Origin of the sequence: Scytonema sp. PRP1, from assembly GCF_036697665.2 — a bacterium.
In the GTDB taxonomy this organism is placed as follows: Bacteria; Cyanobacteriota; Cyanobacteriia; order Cyanobacteriales; family Nostocaceae; genus Kalymmatonema; species Kalymmatonema gypsitolerans.
Genome location: NZ_JBAHYJ020000074.1, coordinates 36563 through 60339, shown reverse-complemented (window position 1 = coordinate 60339; position 23777 = coordinate 36563). Strand labels below are relative to the sequence as shown.

The following is a 23777-nucleotide window of genomic DNA, read 5'->3' as shown; positions in this document are numbered from 1 at the left end:
AGATATATAATTTGTTCAGAAGATTCCTTGTTGTAATCACACAATTAAAAGTGAGGAAGGCTGTTACTTTAGCCACAGTTGCGACTGAATTTTTAGAGCGTCCTGGACTAGCACCTACTACCAGGGAGACATACTCTCTTACACTCGCACCTTTACTGTGTGAATATGGAAGTTGGTCGATAGAAATTATCAGTAAGCAAACATTAGTTGAGTATTTAAATACTCTTAGTCATTTAAAATACACAAGTCATCACAAGCATCAAGCAATACTCCAAAGCCTACTAAATTTTGCCATGGAGCAAGGGTATATAAAATTTAACCCAATTAGCGGATTAAAACAGCGGACTCCAGACAGAGAAAAGGGCGAACATAAAAGTGACGAGACAATCAAATATCTAACACCAGAACAGCTAACAATACTATATAAAACTGTAAAATCTGATCTGCGCCTCAATGCCATAGTACATTTATTGCACCGCACAGGATGCAGGATTGGAGAGCTTTTAGCACTGAATTTATCAGACGTAGACCTCAAAAACAGGAAATTTCAAGTATTGGGAAAAGGAAATAAACAACGTTGGTGTTTTTACAGTTCAGATGCAGCAGTTGCACTTGACAACTACCTCAATCACTCTCGACATAAAAAATCCGAGGCTTTATTTACAGCACAGCATCCAGTCACTTTAAAAGTAAGTAGAATCAGCTATTACACTTTGCATGATTACTGGCAAGAAATAACCAACGAATATCCGGCACTTAACGGGGTACGCATCCACGATTTACGTCATACATTTGCTACCGAGCGAGTGGGGATAATCAGTATTGAACAATTGCGTGCCCTCATGGGACATGAAAGTATTCAGACAACTCTGCGTTACTCTAAGGTAACATCACAAAAAGCTGAATCAGCAGCACGTCAGGCGCTCGATGTTTTAATGAATACAACTAACTAAAGCTGAAAATTAGCAAGCTATTTCAGCTTCGGAGTACAGCGTATTTTTGTAGCTAAAAACAGCTTTTGTATTTGTAAATAGCTGTGTACCCCAAAGAAGGTAGAATACTTTGGGTTAAGACAGTCATGGTTAATGAAGAAAATTTGGCAACCGGAAGAACTAGTAGAGCATTGGACGCTACTTCCAGATGAATTAGCGTTGTTGACGAATAAAAGTGAACAAAATCGATTGGGTTTTGCGCTCTTGCTCAAGTTTTTTCAGGCTTATGCGAGATTTCCAGAGAATCCGCAAGAAATCCCTTCTCTAGTTATTAACTATGTAGCAAAAGTTATTAATGTACCCCCCGAAATATACAGAGAATATGATTGGCAGGGACGCTCGATAAAATATCATCGTGCCCAAATTAGGAAGTTTTTTGGATTCAGAGAAGCAAAAGTTAAAGATTCAAAAGAACTTACTGATTGGTTAGCCCAACAAGCACTGGTTTATGAGTTAAAGTTTGAAAATTTGATAGATGCAGCAGTTTCCAGACTGCGAGAATTAAAAATAGAACCTCCGACACCAGACAGGTTAGAACGTATCACTCGTTCGGCAATTCATCTTTTTGAAGAAAGATTTTTTAGTCAAATAAGCTCTCAGTTATGCCAGACGACTAAAACAGAAATAGATCAGCTATTACAAGCAAATAAAGAGGACGAAATCACAGAAAACCATGAAATCATAGAAAATCATGCTCCTCAAACTAATTCCACTGCTTTGGAGTCCTTGAGTTTTTCTGAACTCAAATCTGACCCTGGTAGGATTGGTGTAGAAAGTTTCCACAAAGAAATTAATAAATTAGAAACCTTACGTCAGTTAGAATTACCATCAGACTTATTTAAGCACATACCAACCAAAATAATACAAATCTACAAACAACGAGTTACTGTTGAACAGCCTCGTGATTTACGCCGCCATCCAGAAGCCATTCGCTATACTCTCATGGCAGCTTTTTCTTATTTAAGAAGTCAGGAGGTAACTGACAATTTAGTAGAACTGATTATCCAAGTTGTTCACCGAATCGGAGCGCGAGCAGAAAAACGAATTGATAAGGAACTGCTTAATGATTTTAAAAAGGTGACAGGTAAGAATAACTTACTATACCAGATAGCATCAGCTACACTCCATCAACCAGAAGGTCTAGTTAAAGATGTTATTTTCCCGGTTGCTAGTGAAGAAACGCTCAAAAATTTGGTAAAAGAATACAAATCAACAGGAAATGCTTACCGTGAAAAAGTACATATGGTGATGCGTAGTTCCTATGGTGGACATTATCGTCGGATATTACCTTTAATTTTAAATGAATTAGAATTTCGTTCCAATAACGAGATCCACCGTCCGGTAATCCAGGCTATTGAGTTGCTCAAAAAGTACGCCCACAGCAAACAACGGTATTATGATGTTGGGGAAGACATACCCATTGAAGGGGTATTGCGTAGTGGTTGGCAAGAGTTAATTTTAGAACAATCAGGGGACGGCGAAGTAAAAGTCAACCGAATTAACTACGAACTCAGTGTACTCCAAGCTTTAAGAGATAAGCTCAGATGTAAAGAAATCTGGGTAGTGGGAGCCAACCGTTATCGCAACCCAGAATCAGATTTACCAACAGATTTTGAGGCACAACGTGAGGTTTATTTTCAAGCATTAAAACAACCGTTATCTGCTGAGTTATTTATTGCTAATTTACAGCGACAGATGCACGAAGCATTAACGCTCTTGGACAAAGGATTACCTAAAAACAAGTATGTAGAAATCCTTCAACGCCAAAACAAAAATAGTTGGATGAAACTATCCCCTCTGACTGCTCAAGACGAACCTGCCAACTTAGTCAGGTTAAAAACAGAAATTACCCGTCGCTGGGCGATGACTAGTCTACTAGATATTCTCAAGGAAACTGATTTACGAGTTGGGTTTAACGAGCAGTTCAAAAGTGCATCTCAAAGAGAAATTTTAGAACGTGATGTTCTACAAAAACGCTTGTTACTGTGTTTGTACGGTTTGGGAACAAACACGGGATTGAAACGTTTAAGCAGCGTTATTGGCGACGAAAGTTATCACGATTTATTGTACGTCAAGCGTCGCTTTATCCACAAAGAACAGTTACGTAATGCTATTGCTAGCGTTGCCAATGCAATTTTCAATATCAGAATGCCACAAATTTGGGGAGAAGGGACTACTGCTTGTGCTTCTGATTCTAAAAAGTTTGGTGCTTGGGATCAAAATTTGATGACTGAATGGCACATCCGCTATGGTGGACGTGGTGTGATGATTTATTGGCACGTTGAGAAGAATTCTGTCTGTATTTATTCACAGTTAAAGACTTGTTCAAGTAGTGAAGTGGCAGCAATGATGGAAGGATTGTTACGCCATTGTACTGAAATGAAGGTGGAGAAGAACTATGTTGATACCCACGGTCAAAGCGTTGTCGCTTTTGCCTTTTGTCATCTACTGGGTTTTCAGTTAATGCCGCGTCTCAAAGGTATTCACAAACAAAAATTATACAAACCTGACGCTGGTTTAAGTGGTGTTTATCCTAATTTACAACCTGTCTTAACCCGTTCAATCAACTGGGATTTAATTCGCCAACAATACGACCAAATGGTAAAGTATGCTACTGCGCTCCGTTTGGGCACGGCAGAAACGGAAGCCATCTTAAAACGGTTTACCAAGGGGAATTTAATGCACCCTACGTACCAAGCATTATGCGAATTAGGTAAGGCTGTCAAAACAATTTTTCTCTGCCAATACTTACATTCTCTTGAGTTGCGACGAGAGATTAATGAGGGTCTCAATGTCGTAGAAAATTGGAATAGTGCTAACAGTTTTATTTTCTACGGCAAGGGTGGCGAAATTGCGACTAATCGTTTAGAAGATCAAGAATTGGCTGTTTTGTCGTTACATCTATTGCAGATATCGTTGGTGTATATTAATACTTTGATGATTCAGCAGGTTTTATCGCAACCGGAGTGGATGAAACTGATGAAGCCGGAAGATTTGCGGGCGCTTTCGCCGTTGATTTGGGGTCATGTTAACCCTTATGGTACTTTTAAACTGGATATGAGTGAGCGGTTATCGATTGAAGCTGTGGCTGCGTGAAGTCTACTGCTTTGGGCTATTTGAGCGAGTGAGTCTCGTTCCAATAATGGTCGGTATTTAAACTATACGGTTTAGTTTGCCCCTGGTGTCAGCTACGCTATATCTGCCCCAACTTGGCAACACAGTCGCAAATTTCATTCAAGCTTCAACTGCACGCGAAGTCAATTTTTATGACTGGTGTGAATTAGTAAATGATCTGGCGTGATTAGCTTGCTCAATCGCGCAAACCTTCAACAAGCGCTTTGAAGCCGTCTCTAACTTGTAGCTTAACTTAGCAAACTTGAGTGTTCTGAATCAAATGAATCTTGAAGAATGAAGACAACGGAACACCTGTTTCTCAATCCAGCAAGTGGAACTGACTTTTCACGTCATGTGGAAAAGTCCACAAAAAATCTAACTTTCAAATCCAAAATTCAAAGTCTCTCTCCTTATAGGAGAGAGATTTAGAGAGAGGTTTTCGAGATACCGTGAAAAGTAAGCTTGTAGATTGGGTCACTCTCAACCCAAACAGTGACAGCCGCAAGAGTCCATCTGTTACCACCAAACCAACTACTCATGCACCAGAACGCATTGTAGAAGCTACTGGGTGGGTGATAAACTCTAAAGGTGAAGTGGAACTCACAGCCAATGCCGCCACTACGCCGAATGGTTCCTGGCAGAAACCCGTATCTTGCCGTGCTTCTTAGATGTCAGTGTCCATATATTAAGTAATCGTGATAACTGCGCAATTAATTATTGTACGTCTTGCGTTGTTTTTTGCCCGTTTACGATCGCAACGCCTTTTTAGCCAATCGACCAGCCTGCACGATTAGTCTTTGCGGTAATTTGAGTAATGAACATTGTACACGTCCTTAAATATAGCTATTTCGGCTTGACCAGTTGCACAAAAGTAGCTGGTCTATTTTTTTTGTACAGGGGAAGTACAGTAGCTGCGGTTAGCGTTGCTCTTGATATAGCAGTCGCCATCTCAGTTAGGACGTAGAATCTATAAAGAAGTGATTGATCTGCGCATTCTTATGGCAAACCCTTACAGTTATGACCTGCGACGAAAAGTGATAGAGGCGATCGAACTCAATGGGATGAAGCGCTCTTGAGCCAGTGAATTCTTCAACATCAGTCGTAATACCATCAATACATGGTTTCAGCGTCGCAGAGAAACGGGTGACTTTAATGCTAAAGTCAGAGCGCATCGGGGCAATGGGCACAAAATCACCGACTGGGAAAAGTTTCGAGCATTTGTAGAAACCTACGGGGATAAAACTCAGGCGGAGATGGCCGAACTGTGGGAGGGCAATATTAGCGATTGCCCAAGGGGCAGTGCCGAAGGCAATCGCACCATCTCACGAGGGCTGAAGAAAATCGGATTCACGCGAAAAAAAAGACCTATGGGTACCGCGAACGAGATGAGGACAAACGGCGGGAGTTCCTCAAACAGCTAGCCACGGTTAAGCCTGAGTTGATTGTGTATGCCGACGAGGCTGGTATGGATGAGCGCGAGGACTATGGCTACGGCTACAGTCCCCAAGGAGAACGCTTCTATGATTTCAAGTCAGGTCGGAGAACGGGGCGAGTTAATATGATTGCCGCGTTGTGTGCGACGCAGTTGCTTGCACCGTTCACGATTGAGGGAGCGATGCTTCCGCCAAGTCTTTGAGACATGGTTAGAAATATGCCTGATTCCAGTATTAAAACCAGGGCAGAAGTTGGTGATCGACAACGCCACCTTTCATAAGGGTGGACGCATTGACCAATTGGTGCAGGCTGCTGGTTGTGAGGTCTGGTACTTGCCAGCTTACTCTCCTGATTTGAATAAGATTGAGCGGGGAAAAGTCTTGGCTAAAAAGTCGTATCCGCAAGCAACTGGAGTACTTCCCTACCTTGCGGACGGCGATGGAGCATGTCCTGAGCTTAGTGTCCTAACCAACCTGGCGGTTGCTATACCTGTTAACTACCTCACGAAACCTACAAGGATAAATGAAAAACACGCACAAGCTATACGTGAAATCTCCTGGGGGCAAAACATTGTCATTTTTGAAGAGGGCTGAAGTCTTGCGTTTTCCCCGTTTTTATTTTATAAAAACAGACTTCCCAAAATCAGAAGCCTGCCAGAACCTACTTATTCAGTAGACAATTTATTAATTAACTGTGATTGAATTCAGCTTCTTGAAAGTGCTCAAAGTCGTAGCGCTCATGGTAGGGGTAATCTCCTTGCGGGTCTAGAAAAGAGGCTTGAGCTTGCAGTGACATGGCTGCATTCCAGCAGCATTCAGCTTTTTTGTAGACTTGATGAGCTACTTCGTCGGAGATTTCTTTACTAGAGGCCATAATTAGGGCTTGGCGATAGTTGACGTAGGCTTGATAGCCAAATTCTCTAATCCACTCAGATAAATGTCTCATAGTACCTGCTGTTGGCGAAATATTAACAACAAATTAATTGAGCTACTTATGCAACTAAAGTCGGATAAGATTTTCCCTACTCATAACGAGCAAGGTAATTGAGAATTACATTCTTTTTTTGGCTTGGTCAGAAAGCTGACTACAGCAAACTAATTCCCTTTTAAAGTCTTTATTGCAGCAGTTTTGTCAAGCTGAAGCGTTTACTTTAAGCAAGTTCTAGCGCCAATCTCTACTAGTGCAGTAACCTAAAAAGGAGGATTATTTTAAGGCCATAAGCTATTAGTTCAACTAATGGAACTTTAGAACTTTCTGGCAAAAAAAGTGCCTGAAATCCTTTGTGGATAAGGCAAATACGTCAACAGGGAAAAGTGGTAAGAAAAATGCAGTAGCTGCGGTCAGTACTTGCTTACTGTGGCTGTCGCTGGTTCAAACTCTGATTGAGTTTGCCGAAAAACCGGATATACTAGCTGGTTTTGTCCGTTTAAGCGACCAGCGGTAACTGTGTATGACTGAGACACACCCAAGACTTAGAAGATTTTAACCGCCACTGGCAGATGAGTTTGGAAGCAAACAACCCTCATACACCTACAGGGCTAAAGTTAGCCCCACCAGCAATCAGCGGCGCAAATAAGTTAGAGCCTATTTATAAAGTAAATATTAAGTAGGGTGTCCTGCGGCTATGCAAGGATTTCGGAGTTTGAGAGATTGAGGATTAGCCGCAGGGCACCATCTTTCTCGGTGTGTTAAGCGTTGCCATAACGCACCCTATAATTTAAGGTTTACTTTATAAATCATCTCTTAATGCAGGATTATTTTATAGTTTTCTAGCTTAAGTAGGAAAAGTAGGAAAAGTAGGAAAAAGTAGGAAGTTGTGTATCAATCGTTGACTGCTTTATTACAATATTGTAACTTGATGCATATTAGTTACAGCCTAGATAAACACTGAATTAATAAAGCTTAATTATTGGCCGAATTGTTCTGACACTTTAACTTTTCAAACGATCAGCTTTGCGTCACTACCTATGTAGAGATTGCTAATCAAGTTTGTTAAGGTTCATAACCGATACTACGATAAATTCAGAGATCAGAAGCCCTAAATTCTGATTCCCGGATTTAACGAAAGAATAGGCATCTACCTGGAGATTTCTAGAGAAATCGCGTTTATTTATTCAAGAATTCGACGTGTTATTCATGAAACTTCCAAAATTCCCTGTATTGCTTGCGATGGTGACTTGTTCATCGATTCCCTTTGTGTTTGCAGTTTCATCCGCTCAGGCTGCCGATTTCGCATTCAGCGCGAATTTTAGCAATTCCACGTCCCTATCGATTTTCGACTCAACTAATACACTTCTTCAGAGTGGTAGTGGGGTTACTTAGATCTTGCACCTAGGGGATAAACCAGGAGTATGGGAATAAAGCGTACAAAAAAATCACATCAGTTCGAGAAAAATCTACGTGAATAAATGTAAAATCAATTACTATTAAAATGAGAAAATAGCGTAAGCGATAGAGAGAATCACGACTTCTGCTTGTTCAGGCGATTGCCTCCGGCACTGCGCTCCGCGCAATCGCTAATTTTAAAAATCGCTCTCATTTGCTTTTGTAACCAGAAACTAGTCTAAACTCCAGGCTTTTGCCAAACCGCTGAAAGCTACAGAAATTTTTTGTGACTAACAACGCCGAAAAACTCTTTATTTGTATGCACTAGGACTAACTGATCTACACAAATTCAAGAGTGTCGAGAAAAACCCGCTCGATCTTGTACAAATATTCTCACTTTACTGATGCTTATAACGAGGCAGGAGAATTGATGGACAACAATTTATTTTCAGTACCCACTTTCAGTGAAGCGACTTTAGTTGACCTGTTACGCAAAAGAGCGCTACAGCAACCAAGGCAAGTAGCATATACCTTTTTGGTAGATGGAGAAGCTCAAGAAGTTAGCTTAACTTATCAAGCATTAGACCAAAAAGCGCGATCGCTTGCCGCTGTGCTACAAAGCATGAAAGCTACTGGAGAAAGAGCGCTGCTTTTATACCCGCCAGGACTGGAATTCATTGCCGCTTTTTTCGGGTGTCTGTACGCAGGTGTTACTGCTGTTCCCGTATATCCACCACGCCGCAATCAGCGCATGACAAGACTGCAAGCTATTGCACAAGACGCGCAGGCAACTTTGGCACTCACCACCACAACCGTGATTACCAACTTGGCGCAAAGCTGGAAACAAGAACCAGAATTAGCAGCTTTGCAATGTATAGCAACTGATGATATTAGTAACGACCTTGCAAGTAATTGGTTGAAACCAGAGATAACCAGCAACTCACTGGCATTTCTCCAGTACACTTCTGGTTCGACAGGGAAACCCAAAGGAGTGATGGTCAGTCATAGCAATTTGTTGCACAATTCTGCTTTAATTCACAAGTGTTTTGGGCATACGCCTGACAGTCATGGTGTCATCTGGCTTCCTCAATACCACGATATGGGATTGATTGGTGGAGTGCTACAGCCCCTATATGGGGCTTTTCCGGTGACACTGATGTCACCAGAGACTTTCCTACAAAAGCCTTTTCGCTGGTTAAAAGCTATTTCTCAATATAAAGCGACTACCAGCGGTGGACCCAATTTTGCTTACGACCTGTGTGTTGACAAAATTACGGACGAACAGCGATCTCAACTGGATTTGAGTAGTTGGGAGGTCGCTTTTAGTGGTTCGGAACCTGTGCTTGCCCAAACTATTGAGCGGTTTTCAGCCACTTTTGAAGATTGCGGCTTTAAAAGAAGTGCTTTTTACCCCTGCTACGGAATGGCTGAAACAACTTTAATTGTGTCTGGGGGTTTGAAAACCGCTCCACCAGTTATTCGCTTCGTTAAGGATAAAGCTTTTCAGCAAAATTTGGTAGAGACTGCACCTGAAGAACAAGAGGATACCAGGGCAATTGTTGGTGTGGGTAGAAGCCCCTTAGACCAAAAAATTGTCATTGCTCACCCTGAGTCATTAACTAAGTGTCGAGATGGACAAATAGGAGAAATCTGGGTCTCGGGACCGAGTGTGGCTGGTGGCTACTGGAAAAAACCTCAGGAAACTCAACAGACTTTTAATGCACAACTGCAAGACACAGGAGAAGGACCGTTTCTGTGCACGGGAGATTTAGGATTTTTACTTGATGGCGAGTTATTCGTCACGGGTCGTATCAAAGACATGATTATCATCCGGGGGCAAAATCATTATCCCCAGGATATTGAATTGACAATCCAAAAGAGTCATTCAGCACTGCGACCGAATTGCGGGGCTGCATTTTCTGTGGAGGTAGAAGGTGTTGAACGGTTAGTCATTGTTCAAGAGGTAGAACGGAGTTACTTACAAAAGCTAGATCTAGATGAGGTCGTTAGGGCTATTCGTCAAGCGGTGTCCGAGCAGCACCAGCTACAAGTTTATGCTGTTGTGCTACTGAAGACAGCCAGTATCCCGAAAACATCCAGTGGTAAGATTCAGCGCCATGCTTGTCGGGATGGTTTTTTGAATGGAAGTTTGGATGTTGTCGGAGATTGGACAGCAAGCCTTCAACAAATAGACTTACTACAACTCCAACAAGAAGCAGAAGCCCAATGTGACTCAATGCATTCAAAAGATGAGTCGCAGACCGATGGAAAATCGTTCAAACCAGCTTTTACAGAAGAAGCGATCGCAACCTGGGTTGTTTCTCATGTCGCCTTATACCTAAAAATATCTCCCGATGAGATAGGCATTGTACAGCCTTTTGCGACATATGGCTTAGATTCAGCAGTAGCAATTAGCTTGACGGGCGAATTAGCTCAATGGCTAGATTGTGAACTTGAACCCACTATTTTTTGGGAGTACCCCAATATTAAAGTACTAGCTCAATATCTAGAGGCAGAATGCCACCAGCTGCGTGAAGATTCTTTTATCGGTATTTGAGGAGAAATCTAAAAAATGGAGTCAGTTACCAATCTCAACCACCGAGCTATTAATTTTTTTGAGACTGAAAAATCAGGAGCAGCAAAAACGTTCAAATTTAATCCTCTCGACCCAGAGTTTCAAGCTGACCCCTATCCCACTTACCACCACCTCCGCTGTTTTGAACCTGTACACCGAACCTTTATGGGTGTGTGGCTACTTACTCGTTACATCGATGCCAAGGCAGTTTTACGCGATTCTCGCTTTTGCATTTGTGCGACACCAAAAAAGATAAAAGAGAGAAGCCATTACTTGGAACAGGGCGATTTCAATGGACTTGTACAAGCCACTGGCAAATGGTTAATCTATTTAAATCCGCCCGATCATACCAGGTTACGAGGTCTGGTTAGCAAAGCCTTTTCTTCTGCAACCGTTAAACGCTTGCGTTCCCAAATCCAGGAAGTAGCGGACGAACTGATTGACAAAGTTTGGGATAAGGGTTCTATGGACATTATGTCCGATTTTGCCTGCCCATTACCTGTCAAGGTCATTACCACAATGCTGGGTCTGCCGATGGAGGATTGTTCCAAGCTGCATCGTTGGACTGATGAACTGTCTTCTGTTTTAGATCCACTCAGGTCTCTGGAAGACTATGAGCGGATGAATAAAGTTGCCTTGGAGTTCACGGATTACTTCAAAAGCCTGATTGCAGAACGACAAAAAAAACCTCAACAGGATCTGCTGAGTGCCCTGATTGCAGCTAAAGAACAGGATAAGAAGCTCAGTGAAGAAGAAATTGTATCCGTGTGTATGCTGTTGTTTGTTGCTGGTGAAGAAACCACAATAAATCTTATAGGCAACGGTATGCTTGCCCTGTTGCGTCACCCGGACCAGATGCAAAAGCTGAAACAGCAACCAACGCTCATTCAAGGAGCTGTGGAGGAACTGCTGCGGTACGATAGCCCAATCCAACTCACCACACGAGTAGCAACTGAAAACGTTGATATAAATGGTGTGACCATTCGAGCAGGTGAGAAAGTTTTTGTTTCCTTGGGAGCTGCAAACCGCGATCCTGCCCAATTTACTGATCCCGATCACCTCGATATTACACGACAAAATAACAGTCACTTGTCTTTTGCCGACGGTATCCACTATTGTTTGGGTGCAGCACTGGCAAGGCTCGAAGCTGAAATTGCCATCAACACACTTGTGCAACAACTGCCTGCCCTGAAGCTATCTACACACAAGCTGAAATGGCGAAATAACGTCACTTTACGCGGTCTGAAAGCTCTCCCTATTGCCTTTACGCCAGAAACTACTGAATAAAACCAAGCCATCAATTGCAACATTGAGAGATCAAAGTCAAAACCCATGAACAGCATGATAAATAGAGAACCGATTGCAATTATTGGCATAGGATGCCGTTTCCCTGGTGCTGAGAATCCAGAAGGCTTCTGGCAATTGTTGCATGGTGGTGTGGATGCCATCACAGAAGTGCCTTCTTCGCGATGGAATTTAGAAACTTTTTACGAGCAGGACACAGAAAAGCCCGAAAAAATGAGTATCCGTTGGGGTGGGTTCCTTAAGCAGGTAGATTTATTCGATCCCCAATTTTTTGCTATAGCTCCACGAGAAGCTGTGAGCATAGATCCGCAACAGCGGCTTTTATTAGAAGTGGCTTGGGAAGCTCTAGAAGATTCCGGACAAATTCCGGAGCATTTGGCAGGTAAACCAACAGGCGTCTTTATTGGCGTTTCTAGCTTCGACTACTACGAGCTTTTAATAGGCAATCCCAGCAACATTGATGCTTATGCAGCCACAGGTAATACTAATTGCATTGCTGCTAACCGTATCTCCTACATATTTGGTTTTACTGGGCCAAGCATAGCAATTGATACTGCCTGCTCATCTTCTCTAGTTGCAGTTCATCTAGCTTGCCAAAGCTTATGGAGTGGAGAGTGCAGCTTGGCGTTAGCGGGAGGCGTGCATGTGATGTTATCACCCTGGGTTACGGTTGGCTTTGCCAAAGGGGGTTTCTTAGCTCCCGATGGTCGTTGCAAAACCTTTGACGCTCGAGCGAATGGCTATGTTCGCAGCGAAGGGGCTGGGATGGTTGTATTGAAGACATTATCACAAGCTCTGGCAGATGGCGATCGCATTTATGCAGTTATCCAGGGGAGTGCAGTTAACCAAGACGGGCGTAGCAATGGACTGACAGCTCCCAATCCCAAAGCACAAGAGGCAGTGCTGCGAGAAGCCTACTTTAAGGCGGGTGTCTCCCCTGGACAAATTCAGTATATTGAAGCACATGGTACTGGCACAAAGTTGGGCGATCCAATAGAGATGAAGGCTTTAGGAAAGGTGCTAGCAGAAGGACGCCCTCAAGGAAGCTATTGTAAGGTGGGTTCGGTCAAGACCAATATAGGACATCTAGAAGCAGCAGCGGGAATTGCTGGGTTGATTAAAGTGGCGTTATCTCTTAAACATCGACAAATTCCACCAAGCCTGCATTTCCAAAAGCCAAATCCTTATATTCCCTTTGATAAACTGCCGCTACGAGTTCAACAAACTTTGTCGCCTTGGCCGCAAGCAACTGGTTTGGCACTAGCTGGGGTAAGCTCCTTTGGTTTTGGCGGCACAAATGCTCATGTGGTTTTGGCAGAAGCACCACTAGAAAGTCAAAATTCAAAAGCTAAAAGTCAAAAGAAAGAAGCAATTGAACGTCAATTGCATCTTCTGACCTTGTCAGCTAAAAGTGAGAAAGCACTCTTAGAGATGGCGCAAAGTTATCAGGAGTTTCTTTTGAAACATCCTGAGGTGTCGCTAGCAGATGTTTGCTTTACTGCTAACACGGGGCGATCCCATTTTGACTACCGCCTCGCTATTATCGCTGAATCTAAGGTGCAGTTGCAAAAAGAACTATCTGCTTTTACGGCTTCAGGTGAGACTAACACAGTTGTCAGTGGTCAGGTAAAAAGCAAGAAGCGTCCAAAAGTCGCATTTTTATTTACTGGGCAAGGTTCACAATATATTGGCATGGGACGCCAACTCTATGAAACTGCGCCTATCTTTAAGCAAACCTTAGACCGTTGTGATGAAATTTTACGTTCTTATTTAGGCAAGTCACTGCTAACCGTTCTTTACCCCGAACCAGGAGAAACTTCGCCATTAGACCAAACAGCTTACACCCAACCTGCTTTATTTGCCATTGAATATGCACTCTCTGAGTTATGGAAATATTGGGGTGTCGTACCCACTGCCGTGATGGGTCATAGTTTAGGAGAATACGTTGCTGCTTGTGTGGCAGGAGTATTGAGTTTAGAAGATGGACTCAAGCTGATTGCAGCAAGAAGCCAACTGATGCAGAGTTTACCTGCTGGTGGTGAGATGGTAGCAGTGTATGCCTCGGAGGAGACCATACGTGCTATCACGGAGCTATATACTGATAAAGTAGCGATTGCCGCCTTAAATGGACCAGAAAACACAGTGATATCTGGTGAAGCGCAGACAGTCGGAAGTATCTGTGCCTCCTTAGAAGCAGCAGGAATCACAACGAAAAAGCTACAAACATCGCATGCCTTCCACTCACCACTGATGGAGCCAATACTGGCTCAATTTCGTGAGGTTGCTGCTACAGTCAACTACGCCACTCCCCAAATTGAGATCATCTCCAACCTCACAGGAGAACAACTGACATCGCAAGAGATTTCGCCTGATTACTGGTGTCAACATTTACGCCGTCCTGTACAATTTGCCAAAAGTATCAAGACACTGAATGCAAAAGGTTATGAGGTATTTGTAGAGATCGGAGCCAAACCGACATTGTTGGGGATGGGGCGCAACTGCTTAAGCGAACAAGTGGGAGTCTGGCTACCCAGTTTGCGTCCAGGAGTGTCAGATTGGCAGCAGATGCTACAGAGCTTAGCGGGATTATACGTACGTGGAGTCGAGGTAGATTGGGTAGGTTTTGACCGAGACAATAACCGTAAGCGAGTGGCATTGCCAACTTACCCATTCCAACGCCAACGTTATTGGGTGGAAAATACAAAGGTTACAATTGATAAAATAGTTAAATTATCCACAAATAGAGATCAATTTCGGCAAACACATCCCCTCCTTGGTCGGCGACTCAATTCTCCATTAAAGTTAAAAGAAATTCAGTTTTCATCTCAAATTAGCCAGAATTCGCCAGCATATCTACAGCACCATCGCGTTTATCAGAAAGTGATAGTGCCTGCTAGTGCTTATATAGAAATGGCTTTGGCTGCTGGGGCTGCTGTTTTGAAGTCCGATGATTTAGTTTTAGAAGATATCGTCATCCAACAAGCATTAATGCTGGATGATGAACAAGAAAAGACAATACAGTTAATTTTGACACCTGATGAAAACTCAGCCTACTCTTTCCAAATTTTTAGTCTAACAGAGGAGTCAGAAGACCAACAAACAGTTTGGACACTGCATGTTAGTGGAAAAGTCTTTAAAGCAGACCAATGTAGTCAAAGTTCGCCGGAAAATTGGGAGTCTTTCATTACACAAGACACACAAGAGATATCGCCGATTAATTTGTACCAAGAGTTTCGCAGCCGAGGAATAGATTATGGTGAATCGTTCCAAGCAATAGAAAAACTCTGGCACAAGCAAGGAGAAGCCATCAGCCAAATTCGCTTACCATTAGCATTAACTGCAACTGCAACTGAGTACAAACTACACCCAGTTTTACTAGATGCGAGTTTTCAAGTATTAGGTGCGATTTTGGCAAATGATCATGGCACAGATGCTTATTTGCCCGTAAAGATAGAACGTCTGCAATTTGCTTATCGTCCCAGTATCAATTTGTGGAGTTCTGCTCAAATCAATCCTGTCAAGAACTCGAATTCCGGGGTGCTTGAGGGTAACTTGTGTCTTTATAGCGAAGATGGGCAAGTCATAGCACAGTTAAAGGGTTTACAACTGATACGAGCGAGCCGTGAAGCTCTACTGAGGACGACAGAGGAATCTTGGCACAATTGGTTCTATCAAGTCGAGTGGCGTCCTCTTGTGCGTGTGGGAACAAAGCAATTACCGCCCGACTACCTATCAGCACCCATAGAAATTGATGCTCATCTCCGCTCAGAAGTGGCTGAATTGATGGCTCAAAAAAACTTGGAAGCTTATGGGGAATTACTGAGGGGGTTGGAAGCATTAAGTATTGAGTATGTACTCAGCGCCTTAAGTACAATGGGGTGGGAATTTCAGCTGGGACAGCACTTTTCCACAGCATTTATAGCACAGCAGTTGGGTGTAGTCAGTCAACATTGGCGGCTACTAGAGCGTCTGCTGATGATGCTAGTTGAAGTTGGTGTGGTGCAATCTATCGATTCGATGTGGGAAGTGGTTCGAGTACCACACAAGCCAAACCCGGAAAAGCAATTGAGTCAACTTGCACTTGAGTATCCAGACGCTGTAGCAGAATTAACCCTACTGCAACGTTGCGCTTCTAATTTGGCACAAGTCTTACGAGGAGAGTGTAATCCGTTAGAATTGCTATTCCCTCAAGGAGATTTAACCACAGCCACCCAATTGTATCAAGATTCTCCAGGGGCACAGGTGATGAACACTCTGGTACAAAAGGTGGTCAAAAAAGCTTTAGAGCGTTTGCCTTCTTCTCGTAGGGTGCGAGTGCTAGAAATTGGAGCCGGAACAGGGGGAACAACCTCCTATATTCTGCCTGTACTTCCCGCTCATCTAACAGAATATGTTTTTACCGACCTATCCCCCAAGTTTAGTACAGCTGCACAACAGAAGTTCCGAGATTATCCCTTTGTGCGCTATGAAGTTTTAGATATCGAACAAAACATTGAGCCTCAAGGGTTTGAGTTCCATCAGTACGATATAATCGTGGCTGCTAATGTGCTGCATGCGACCAAAGATTTGCGTACTAGCTTAGAGCATGTACAGCAGTTGTTAACACCAAATGGTATGCTTGTGCTGTTGGAAGGAACTACTCGCCAACGTTGGTTAGATTTGATTTTCGGGTTAACAGAAGGTTGGTGGCGCTTCGGTGATTTAGATTTGCGACCCGATTATCCCTTGCTGGCTACTTCCCAATGGCAAGAAGTGTTGCAGCAAATGGGATTTCAACAAGTTGTAACAATTCCGTCTACACAAAAGAGCCAACAAGTTATCTCTCAACAGGCTGTGATTGTGGCGCAAACTTCATCTGAGCCTAGGTGGGCAATTTCCCAGCCCAAGAATTGGCTAATTATGGCTGATAGCAACGGAGTTGGTCAGCGCTTAGCCACACAACTGCGATCGCAAGCACAGGCATGTACCTTAGTCTTTAAAGGGAAGGAGTATGAACAACTAGGCTCACAAGAATTTAAGATAGACCCAACTAAACCAGAAGACTTCAAGCAGCTACTAGCAGCAGTGGGAGCAAATCAATCTCTGCACGGAGTAGTCAACTGCTGGAGTTTAGATGCAGTGACAGCACAAGCCTTAACAAGCGATAATTTACGAATAGCTTCACAGGAAATATGCGGCAGTACCTTGCACCTAGTTCAAGGAATAGTACAGGCAGGGTTTTCTCAGCTTCCGCGCTTGTGGTTAGTAACCCGAGGAGCGCAGTCTGTCGCAAGCACAAATTCTCAGGTTCCAGGAGTGGCTCAATCTCCCTTATGGGGTATGGGAAAAGTGATTGCTCTGGAACATCCAGAACTGAACTGCGTACGGGTGGATTTAGACCCTGAAGCTGTGGGGGATGAGGTGCAAGACTTGTTTGAGGAAATCTGGTCAAAAGATGCTGAAGACCAAGTTGCTTTCCGCAACCACGTTCGTTATGTAGCTAGGTTAGCTCCTTATCAAAAGACCGAAGATTCAGTTGTGGAAAACAGGCTTGAGATTCCGCAAAACGAGCCTTACCGACTAGAAATCTCCTCTCGGGGAACCTTAGAAAATTTGACGCTACAGGCGACGACACGCCGTAAACCCAATCCTGGTGAGGTAGAGATTCGGGTAATGGTTACGGGGCTGAATTTTTTAGATGTCTTGGATGCTTTGGGCGTGCTACCCTTTGAACGAGGTTGGTTTGGGGGTGAGTGTGCAGGCGAGATAGTCGCCATTGGCGAAGGAGTAGAAGGTTTTGAGATTGCAGACGCGGTTGTAGCTATAGCTTTTGACAGTTTTAGCCAGTATGTTACAGTCAATGCTGCGATGGTGGCACATAAGCCAGAAACTCTGAGCTTTGAGGAGGCTGCAACAATTCCTATCAATTTCTTAACAGCTTACTACGCTCTGCATCATCTAGCCAAAATATCAGCACACGACCGCATATTAATTCATGCTGCTGCTGGGGGAACTGGGATGGCGGCGGTTCAACTAGCTCAACAAGCAGGAGCAGAGGTTTTTGCCACAGCCAGTCCTAGCAAGTGGGAATTTCTGAAGTCCCTAGGGGTGAAACATACGATGAATTCTCGCACCCTGGATTTTGCGTCGGAGGTCATGGCTATCACTAAAGAGCAGGGGGTTAACATTGTACTGAACTCTCTGACATCAAAAGAATTCATTCCCAAAAGTTTGTCGGTTTTGAGTACCCAAGGTCGCTTTTTAGAAATGGCCAAGAGGGGTGTTTGGGACGCTAATGAAATTCTTAAGGCAAGATCTGATGTTTCCTACTTTCTTATTGATTTAGTGCAGCTGTGTCAACAAGAGCCTACCTTAATCCAATCAATGCTGCGCCACATAATGCAGCAGTTTGAGTCCGGGAATCTTAAGCCTTTACCACAAAAGGTTTTCCCTATCCATAACGTGGTAGATGCTTTCCGTTATATGCAGCAAGCCAAACATATTGGCAAGATTGTTGTCACCCACTACCCAGAAATTGTTGAAAAAACCGCGCAATTGCCGCAAGCCTTCTGTGAGGATAGTACCTACCTTATTACCGGGGGTACAGGCGGTCTGGGTTTGCTGGTGGCTCGTTGGATGGTACAAAAAGGAGCACGCCACTTGGTGTTGGTCAGTCGCAGTGGTGCGAGTTCATCTATCAGTAGCCAACTCAAAGAGTTAGAGTCGGCTGGCGCTCAAGTTATTGTAGCGAAAGCAGATGTGTCTGATATTGAACAAGTCACCGAAGTCCTGTCAAAAATTGAGCAATCTCTGCCACCATTACGGGGAATCATTCATTCTGTGGGTGTTTTGGATGATGGGATTCTACAACAGTTGAGTTGGGAACGCTTTGCGTCGGTGATGGCTCCCAAAGTCCAAGGAGCTTGGCATCTCCACGCTTTGACACAAAATCTGCCTTTAGATTTCTTTGTGCTGTTCTCCTCTGCTGCTTCTTTACTCGGCTCTCCGGGTCAAGCCAACCACTCAGCAGCAAATACTTTTCTGGATGCCTTGGCATATTATCGTCGATCTATTGCGCTACCAGGATTGAGCATCAATTGGGGAGCGGTTACCGAGATAGGAGCCGCAGCCAAGCGCCAAGCAGGTGAGTGGGTCAAGACGAAGGGAGTAGGAACTATAGCCCCCCAACAGGTTTTGGAGGTGCTTGAAGAAGAATTGTTCAATCAATCCTCTGTTCAAGTTGGGGTAGTGCCTATTAATTGGTCACAGTTTAATGAACAATCTGCACGCTGGTCTTTCTTAAGTGATTTTCAGCAAGCATCTGGGCAATTAGCACAACAGCATTCTCAATTGGTTCAACAACACGAGTTTTTCGAGCAATTAAAGAATGCTACCACTCATGAACAACAAACGCTTTTGATGACCTATGTTCGTTCCCAAGTTGCCAAAGTTCTTGGTTTAACCAACCAACTGGACGTAGATAAGCCTTTGAACAATATGGGACTTGACTCATTAACGGCTCTAGAACTAAGGAACTGGGTTCAAAATAACTTCGGGGTGGACATCCCGATAGTAAAATTTATGGAGGGACTCAGTGTCGCGAGTATAACAGCCTACGTGAGCGAACAACTAACAGAGGTGAAATCTACAACAGAAACATCTGTCGAATTAGCAGTGACATCAAACTTAGATAATTGGATTGAAGGTAGATTATGAATTTAGCACAGTTCCTCCACAATCTTTCGACGAAAAATGTACAACTGTGGGTTGAGGGTAACGAACTGTGCTACCGATCACCTCGGGACGTATTGACTCCAGCACTATTAAGCGAAATTAAGCAACATAAACTAGAAATTATAAATATTCTTATTAGGCGTGCTGCAACGCCTAATACAATTCCTCTGTCTCACGGTCAGCAAGCACTATGGTTTTTGTACAAGCTGGCACCTGAAAGCGCAGCTTATAACGTTGCCTTTACAGCCCGCATCTGCTCCAATTTAGATGTTCTAGCCTTGCGACAGGCTTTTGGAACGCTGATAGCTCGCCATCCAATGCTACGTACCACTTTTCGTGAGCAAAACGGTGAACCAGTTCAAGAAGTTCATCAGTTTCAGGAAGTCTGGCTTGAAGAGGTGGATGCTTCCACTTGGAATGGGGAGGAACTAAAGCAGCGGGTTGTTGAAGCGTACAAGCGTCCAATTAATTTGGAAACTGGACCTGTCATGCGGGTCAATTTGTTTGGTGTCACAGAACAAGACTATGTTCTGTTACTAACCATCCACCACATCGCTTGCGATGGATGGTCTCTTTGGATACTTGTGAACGAATTGCGGTTGCTGTATGCAGCCCAAAAAGAAAGAGTCAAGGCAACTTTACCAGCAATAAATTTTTTCTATCAAGATTTTATTCAATGGCAGGCTCAAATACTAAGTGGTTCTCAACGAGAGGATCTTTGGAAATACTGGCAACAACAATTAGCTGGTGAGTTGCCATTACTAAATTTACCAACAGACCGACCTCGACCATCAGTACAAACTTATCAGGGAGCCTCCCATGCCTTTAAGTTATCTAAAGAAGTGGTACAAAAGCTTAAAGAGTTAGCCCAAGTTGAGGGAGTAACCCTTTACATGATTCTTCTGGCAGCTTTTGGGGTGTTACTCCATCGCTACACGGGGCAGTCAGATATTTTAGTGGGTTCTTCAACCACAGGTAGGAGTAAGACTGAGTTTGCAAACATTGTTGGTTACTTTGTCAATCCAGTTGTACTGCGAGCAAATTTTTTGGGTAATCCTACTTTTAAAGCATTCCTAGCTCAAGTCCGTTCTAGGGTATTAGGAGCGATCGCCCATCAAGATTATCCCTTTCCATTATTAGTCAAACAATTGCAGTCGAATCGCGATATCAGCTATTCGCCAATTTTCCAAGTATCGTTTGTCTTACAAAAACCACAGCAAGATCAGGTCGTAGATTTACTCAACAACAGCGAAACAGGAATCCCAGTTAATTGGGGTAGTTTACTGCTGAAACCATTTGAAATGGCGCAACAAGAAGGTCAGTTTGATTTGACCTTAGAAATGGTTGAAACAAAGGAATCGCTTAAGAGTGCATTCAAGTATAATACAGACCTGTTTGATGTGGCGACTATTGAGCGAATGGCAGGACATTTTCAAACTCTGTTAGAGGCAGTTGTGAGTCATCCCTCTCAACGAGTATCTGATTTGCCATTGCTAGATGATGCACAACGCCATCAATTGTTGGTGGAGTGGAATCAAACACAAGTGAGCTATCCGCAAGACAAATGTATCCATGAATTATTTGAGCAGCAGGTAGAATGGACACCAGATGCAGTGGCAGTTGTGTTTGAAGAGCAACAACTGACATACCGAGAATTAAATAGTCGTGCCAATCAACTAGCACATTACTTGCAGAGTTTGGGTGTTGGAGTTGAGGTACTGGTCGGCATTTGCGTGGAACGCTCACTGGATATGGTAGTGGGACTGTTGGGAATTCTCAAGGCGGGTGGGGCTTATGTGCCGCTTGACCCCGCCTATCCAAAAGAGCGCTTGGCTTTTATGTTATCAGATGCCAAGGTACCTGTGCTGTTGACTCAACAGCGGTTTTCAGAAAATCTTCCCAAACAGCAAGCACAGATAATCTACCTAGACAACGACTGGGAAATTATTGCCCAGCAGAGCAAGGAAAACCTAATCAGCAAGGTAGTAGCTGACAATCTAGCCTACGTAATTTATACATCAGGAACCACAGGTAAGCCCAAGGGGGTAATGATTTCTCACCGCGCCATTTGCAATCATATGTTCTGGATGCAAGAAACCTTCCCGTTAACTGAGGCAGACAAAGTCCTACAGAAAACTCCATTTAGTTTTGATGCTTCAGTTTGGGAGTTTTACGCGCCATTACTTGTGGGAGCGCAATTGGTCATGGCTCGACCCGGAGGTCATCAGGACAGTGCTTATCTCATTAAAGAGATTGCTGATCGCAAAGTCACTGCTGTTCAACTTGTCCCATCTTTGCTACAAATCCTTCTAGAGCAAGGGGGTATCGAAACCTGTGACTCTTTAAGACGAATCTTTTGCGGGGGTGAAGTTTTGCCTGTCGCTCTTCAAGAGCGCTTGTTTGCAAATTTGAATGTAGAGTTGCACAATCTTTACGGACCGACTGAAGCTTGCATTGATACAACTTACTGGACTTGCAACAGCGGAATTCATCAGCAAACTATCCCGATTGGTCGCCCAATAGCCAACACGCAAATCTACATCCTAGACAGCAATCTGCAACCAGTGCCGATTGGCGTACCAGGAGAATTGCACATCGGTGGCGCTGGTTTAGCGCGAGGCTACCTCAACCGTCGGGAGTTAACACAAGAGAAATTCATCCCCAACCCGTTTAGCACTGACCCCAATTCCCGCCTCTACAAAACCGGAGACTTAGCACGCTATTTGCCCAATGGCAATATCGAATACCTGGGACGTATCGACAATCAAGTAAAGATTCGCGGCTTCCGCATCGAATTGGGGGAGATAGAAGCAATATTGAGTCAACACCCATCAGTTCATTCAGTTGTGGTCACAACCAGAGTAGACACTCCTGGAGATCAGCGCTTAGTCGCCTACATCGTGCCACAACAGCACACAGCACCCACAATGAGCAAGTTGCGCCAATTCCTGAAAACAAAGCTGCCAGAGTACATGGTGCCATCTGCAATAGTCATGCTGGAGTCGTTGCCCCTGACGCCCAACGGTAAGGTAGACCGCCGTGCCCTGCCTTCCCCTGATACAAACAACCTCGCTATGCAAGCTAGCTTTGTCCCACCGCTTGACATCGTAGAACAGAAACTGGCACAAATTTGGGCAGAAGTTCTGAAAGTCTACCCTGTTGGAATAAAGGATAACTTCTTTGATATAGGTGGCCATTCTCTTTTAGCCGTGCAATTGATGGCTCGGATTGAGCAGCAATTCAAGAAAAATCTACCCTTGGCGGCACTATTCCAAAACTCAACTATTGAACAACTAGCGACTATTCTCCGCCAGCCGATAGATGCTTTAAATTGGTCTCCAATAGTACCTATTCAGCCTAATGGTTCTAAGCGACCTTTCTTCTGCGTGCCTGGAACTGGTGGCAATACCATCTACTTGTACAACCTGGCACATCATTTAGGTAAAGAACAACCATTTTATGGATTGCAATCACTCGGTGTTGATGGGGAATCAAAGCCGCACACACGAATCGAGGACATGGCAGCTTATTACATTGAAGCAATACACTCCATTCAACCCTCTGGACCCTACCTTTTGGGTGGTCATTCCTTTGGCGGTATGGTAGCTTTTGAGATGGCGACTCAGTTACACGAGCGGGGATATGAGGTGGCTCTACTAGCCCTTTTGGACTCTCGTGCACCAGGTTATAGAACTAATGAACTAGATTTTGATGGCGATGATGCTGGATGGCTGAACATGATTGCCAGCATATATGAAAATATCTACGGAAAGAGCTTAAACGTATCCTCAGAAGCTCTCAAAGTTCTTGATCCTCTGGAGCAACTGAACTACTTCAAAGAGCGGTTGCAAATGGTGAATTTACTGCCTCCCGATGTTGGAATCAAGCAACTTCAAGGTATAATGCAGGTTTTCAAAACTAACTTTCAAACAGCTTGTGTTTATATGCCACAGGCAATTTATCCTGCTCAGGTTACGTTTTTCAAGGCTAGCGAGATAGATGCTGTTAGTCATGCCTACTCTGAGATTTTAGATGAACTAGGATTGGGCTGGGACAAGTTTTCTGCTCAACCTCTGGATATCCACCTTGTTCCAGGTGACCATTTCACAATGCTCAGTGAACCTCACGTTCAGGTTTTAGCAAAACAGCTGACAATCTGCATTGAGCGGTCACAGGCAGATGATTGAGGAATCACAAGATGGCGTAATATCCAACAACTATCAGTAGACCGAAAAGATTTCTAGAAGGCTTACCATCCGTTCATTTGACGGATTGCATACAATCTGCCAGAATGCGCGTATGTATCATCTGCTTTTTGA

General features: G+C 43.7%; 9 protein-coding genes and 1 pseudogene. 9 read left to right on the top strand and 1 reads right to left on the bottom strand.

The genetic code is table 11. The annotated features are described in order from the left end of the window. Positions 1-50: 50 nt before the first annotated feature. From V5G28_RS16960 to V5G28_RS16945, 4 genes and pseudogenes are all read left to right on the top strand, one after another. Positions 51-953, top strand: coding sequence for a tyrosine-type recombinase/integrase (locus V5G28_RS16960; protein WP_336231017.1), 903 nt, complete (start codon positions 51-53; stop codon positions 951-953). A gap of 132 nt (positions 954-1085) precedes the next feature. Next, positions 1086-4088: a Tn3 family transposase gene (locus tag V5G28_RS16955; RefSeq protein ID WP_336231016.1), complete on the top strand. Its 3003-nt coding sequence runs from the start codon at positions 1086-1088 to the stop codon at positions 4086-4088. A gap of 467 nt (positions 4089-4555) precedes the next feature. Further along, a complete protein-coding gene (locus V5G28_RS16950; RefSeq protein WP_336231015.1) occupies positions 4556-4774 on the top strand; it encodes a hypothetical protein in 219 nt (72 codons plus the stop codon). Between the two features lie 330 nt (positions 4775-5104). Then, positions 5105-6008, top strand: a pseudogene (locus V5G28_RS16945) (IS630 family transposase). Between the two features lie 219 nt (positions 6009-6227). Here V5G28_RS16945 and V5G28_RS16940 read toward each other — a convergent pair. After that, a complete protein-coding gene (locus tag V5G28_RS16940; protein WP_336231014.1) occupies positions 6228-6485 on the bottom strand; it encodes a hypothetical protein in 258 nt (85 codons plus the stop codon). A gap of 337 nt (positions 6486-6822) precedes the next feature. On the opposite strand from V5G28_RS16940, the gene V5G28_RS16935 reads away from it, so the two are divergent. From V5G28_RS16935 to V5G28_RS16915, 5 genes are all read left to right on the top strand, one after another. Beyond that, positions 6823-6984, top strand: coding sequence for a hypothetical protein (locus V5G28_RS16935; protein WP_336231013.1), 162 nt, complete (start codon positions 6823-6825; stop codon positions 6982-6984). Between the two features lie 1311 nt (positions 6985-8295). Further along, complete coding sequence (locus V5G28_RS16930) at positions 8296-10422, top strand: AMP-binding protein (RefSeq protein WP_336231012.1); 2127 nt, start codon at positions 8296-8298, stop codon at positions 10420-10422. A gap of 15 nt (positions 10423-10437) precedes the next feature. Further along, complete coding sequence (locus V5G28_RS16925; RefSeq protein ID WP_336231011.1) at positions 10438-11727, top strand: cytochrome P450; 1290 nt, start codon at positions 10438-10440, stop codon at positions 11725-11727. Positions 11728-11772: 45 nt separating this feature from the next. Then, positions 11773-19440 carry an SDR family NAD(P)-dependent oxidoreductase gene (locus tag V5G28_RS16920; RefSeq protein WP_336231009.1) on the top strand — a complete coding sequence of 2556 codons (7668 nt, stop codon included), beginning with the start codon at positions 11773-11775 and terminating at the stop codon, positions 19438-19440. Continuing rightward, on the top strand, positions 19437-23645 hold the full coding sequence (locus tag V5G28_RS16915; protein ID WP_336231008.1) for an amino acid adenylation domain-containing protein: 4209 nt from the start codon (positions 19437-19439) through the stop codon (positions 23643-23645). Before V5G28_RS16920 ends, V5G28_RS16915 begins: the two co-directional genes overlap by 4 nt. Positions 23646-23777: the final 132 nt, after the last annotated feature.

Excerpts from the sequence above, each read along its gene's own strand:
- V5G28_RS16930 (WP_336231012.1), top strand. The coding sequence starts at position 8,296 with ATGGACAACAATTTATTTTCAGTACCCACTTTCAGTGAAGCGACTTTA.
- V5G28_RS16940 (WP_336231014.1), bottom strand. The coding sequence starts at position 6,485 with ATGAGACATTTATCTGAGTGGATTAGAGAATTTGGCTATCAAGCCTAC.
- V5G28_RS16915 (WP_336231008.1), top strand. The coding sequence starts at position 19,437 with ATGAATTTAGCACAGTTCCTCCACAATCTTTCGACGAAAAATGTACAA.
- V5G28_RS16920 (WP_336231009.1), top strand. The coding sequence starts at position 11,773 with ATGAACAGCATGATAAATAGAGAACCGATTGCAATTATTGGCATAGGA.
- V5G28_RS16955 (WP_336231016.1), top strand. The coding sequence starts at position 1,086 with ATGAAGAAAATTTGGCAACCGGAAGAACTAGTAGAGCATTGGACGCTA.
- V5G28_RS16925 (WP_336231011.1), top strand. The coding sequence starts at position 10,438 with ATGGAGTCAGTTACCAATCTCAACCACCGAGCTATTAATTTTTTTGAG.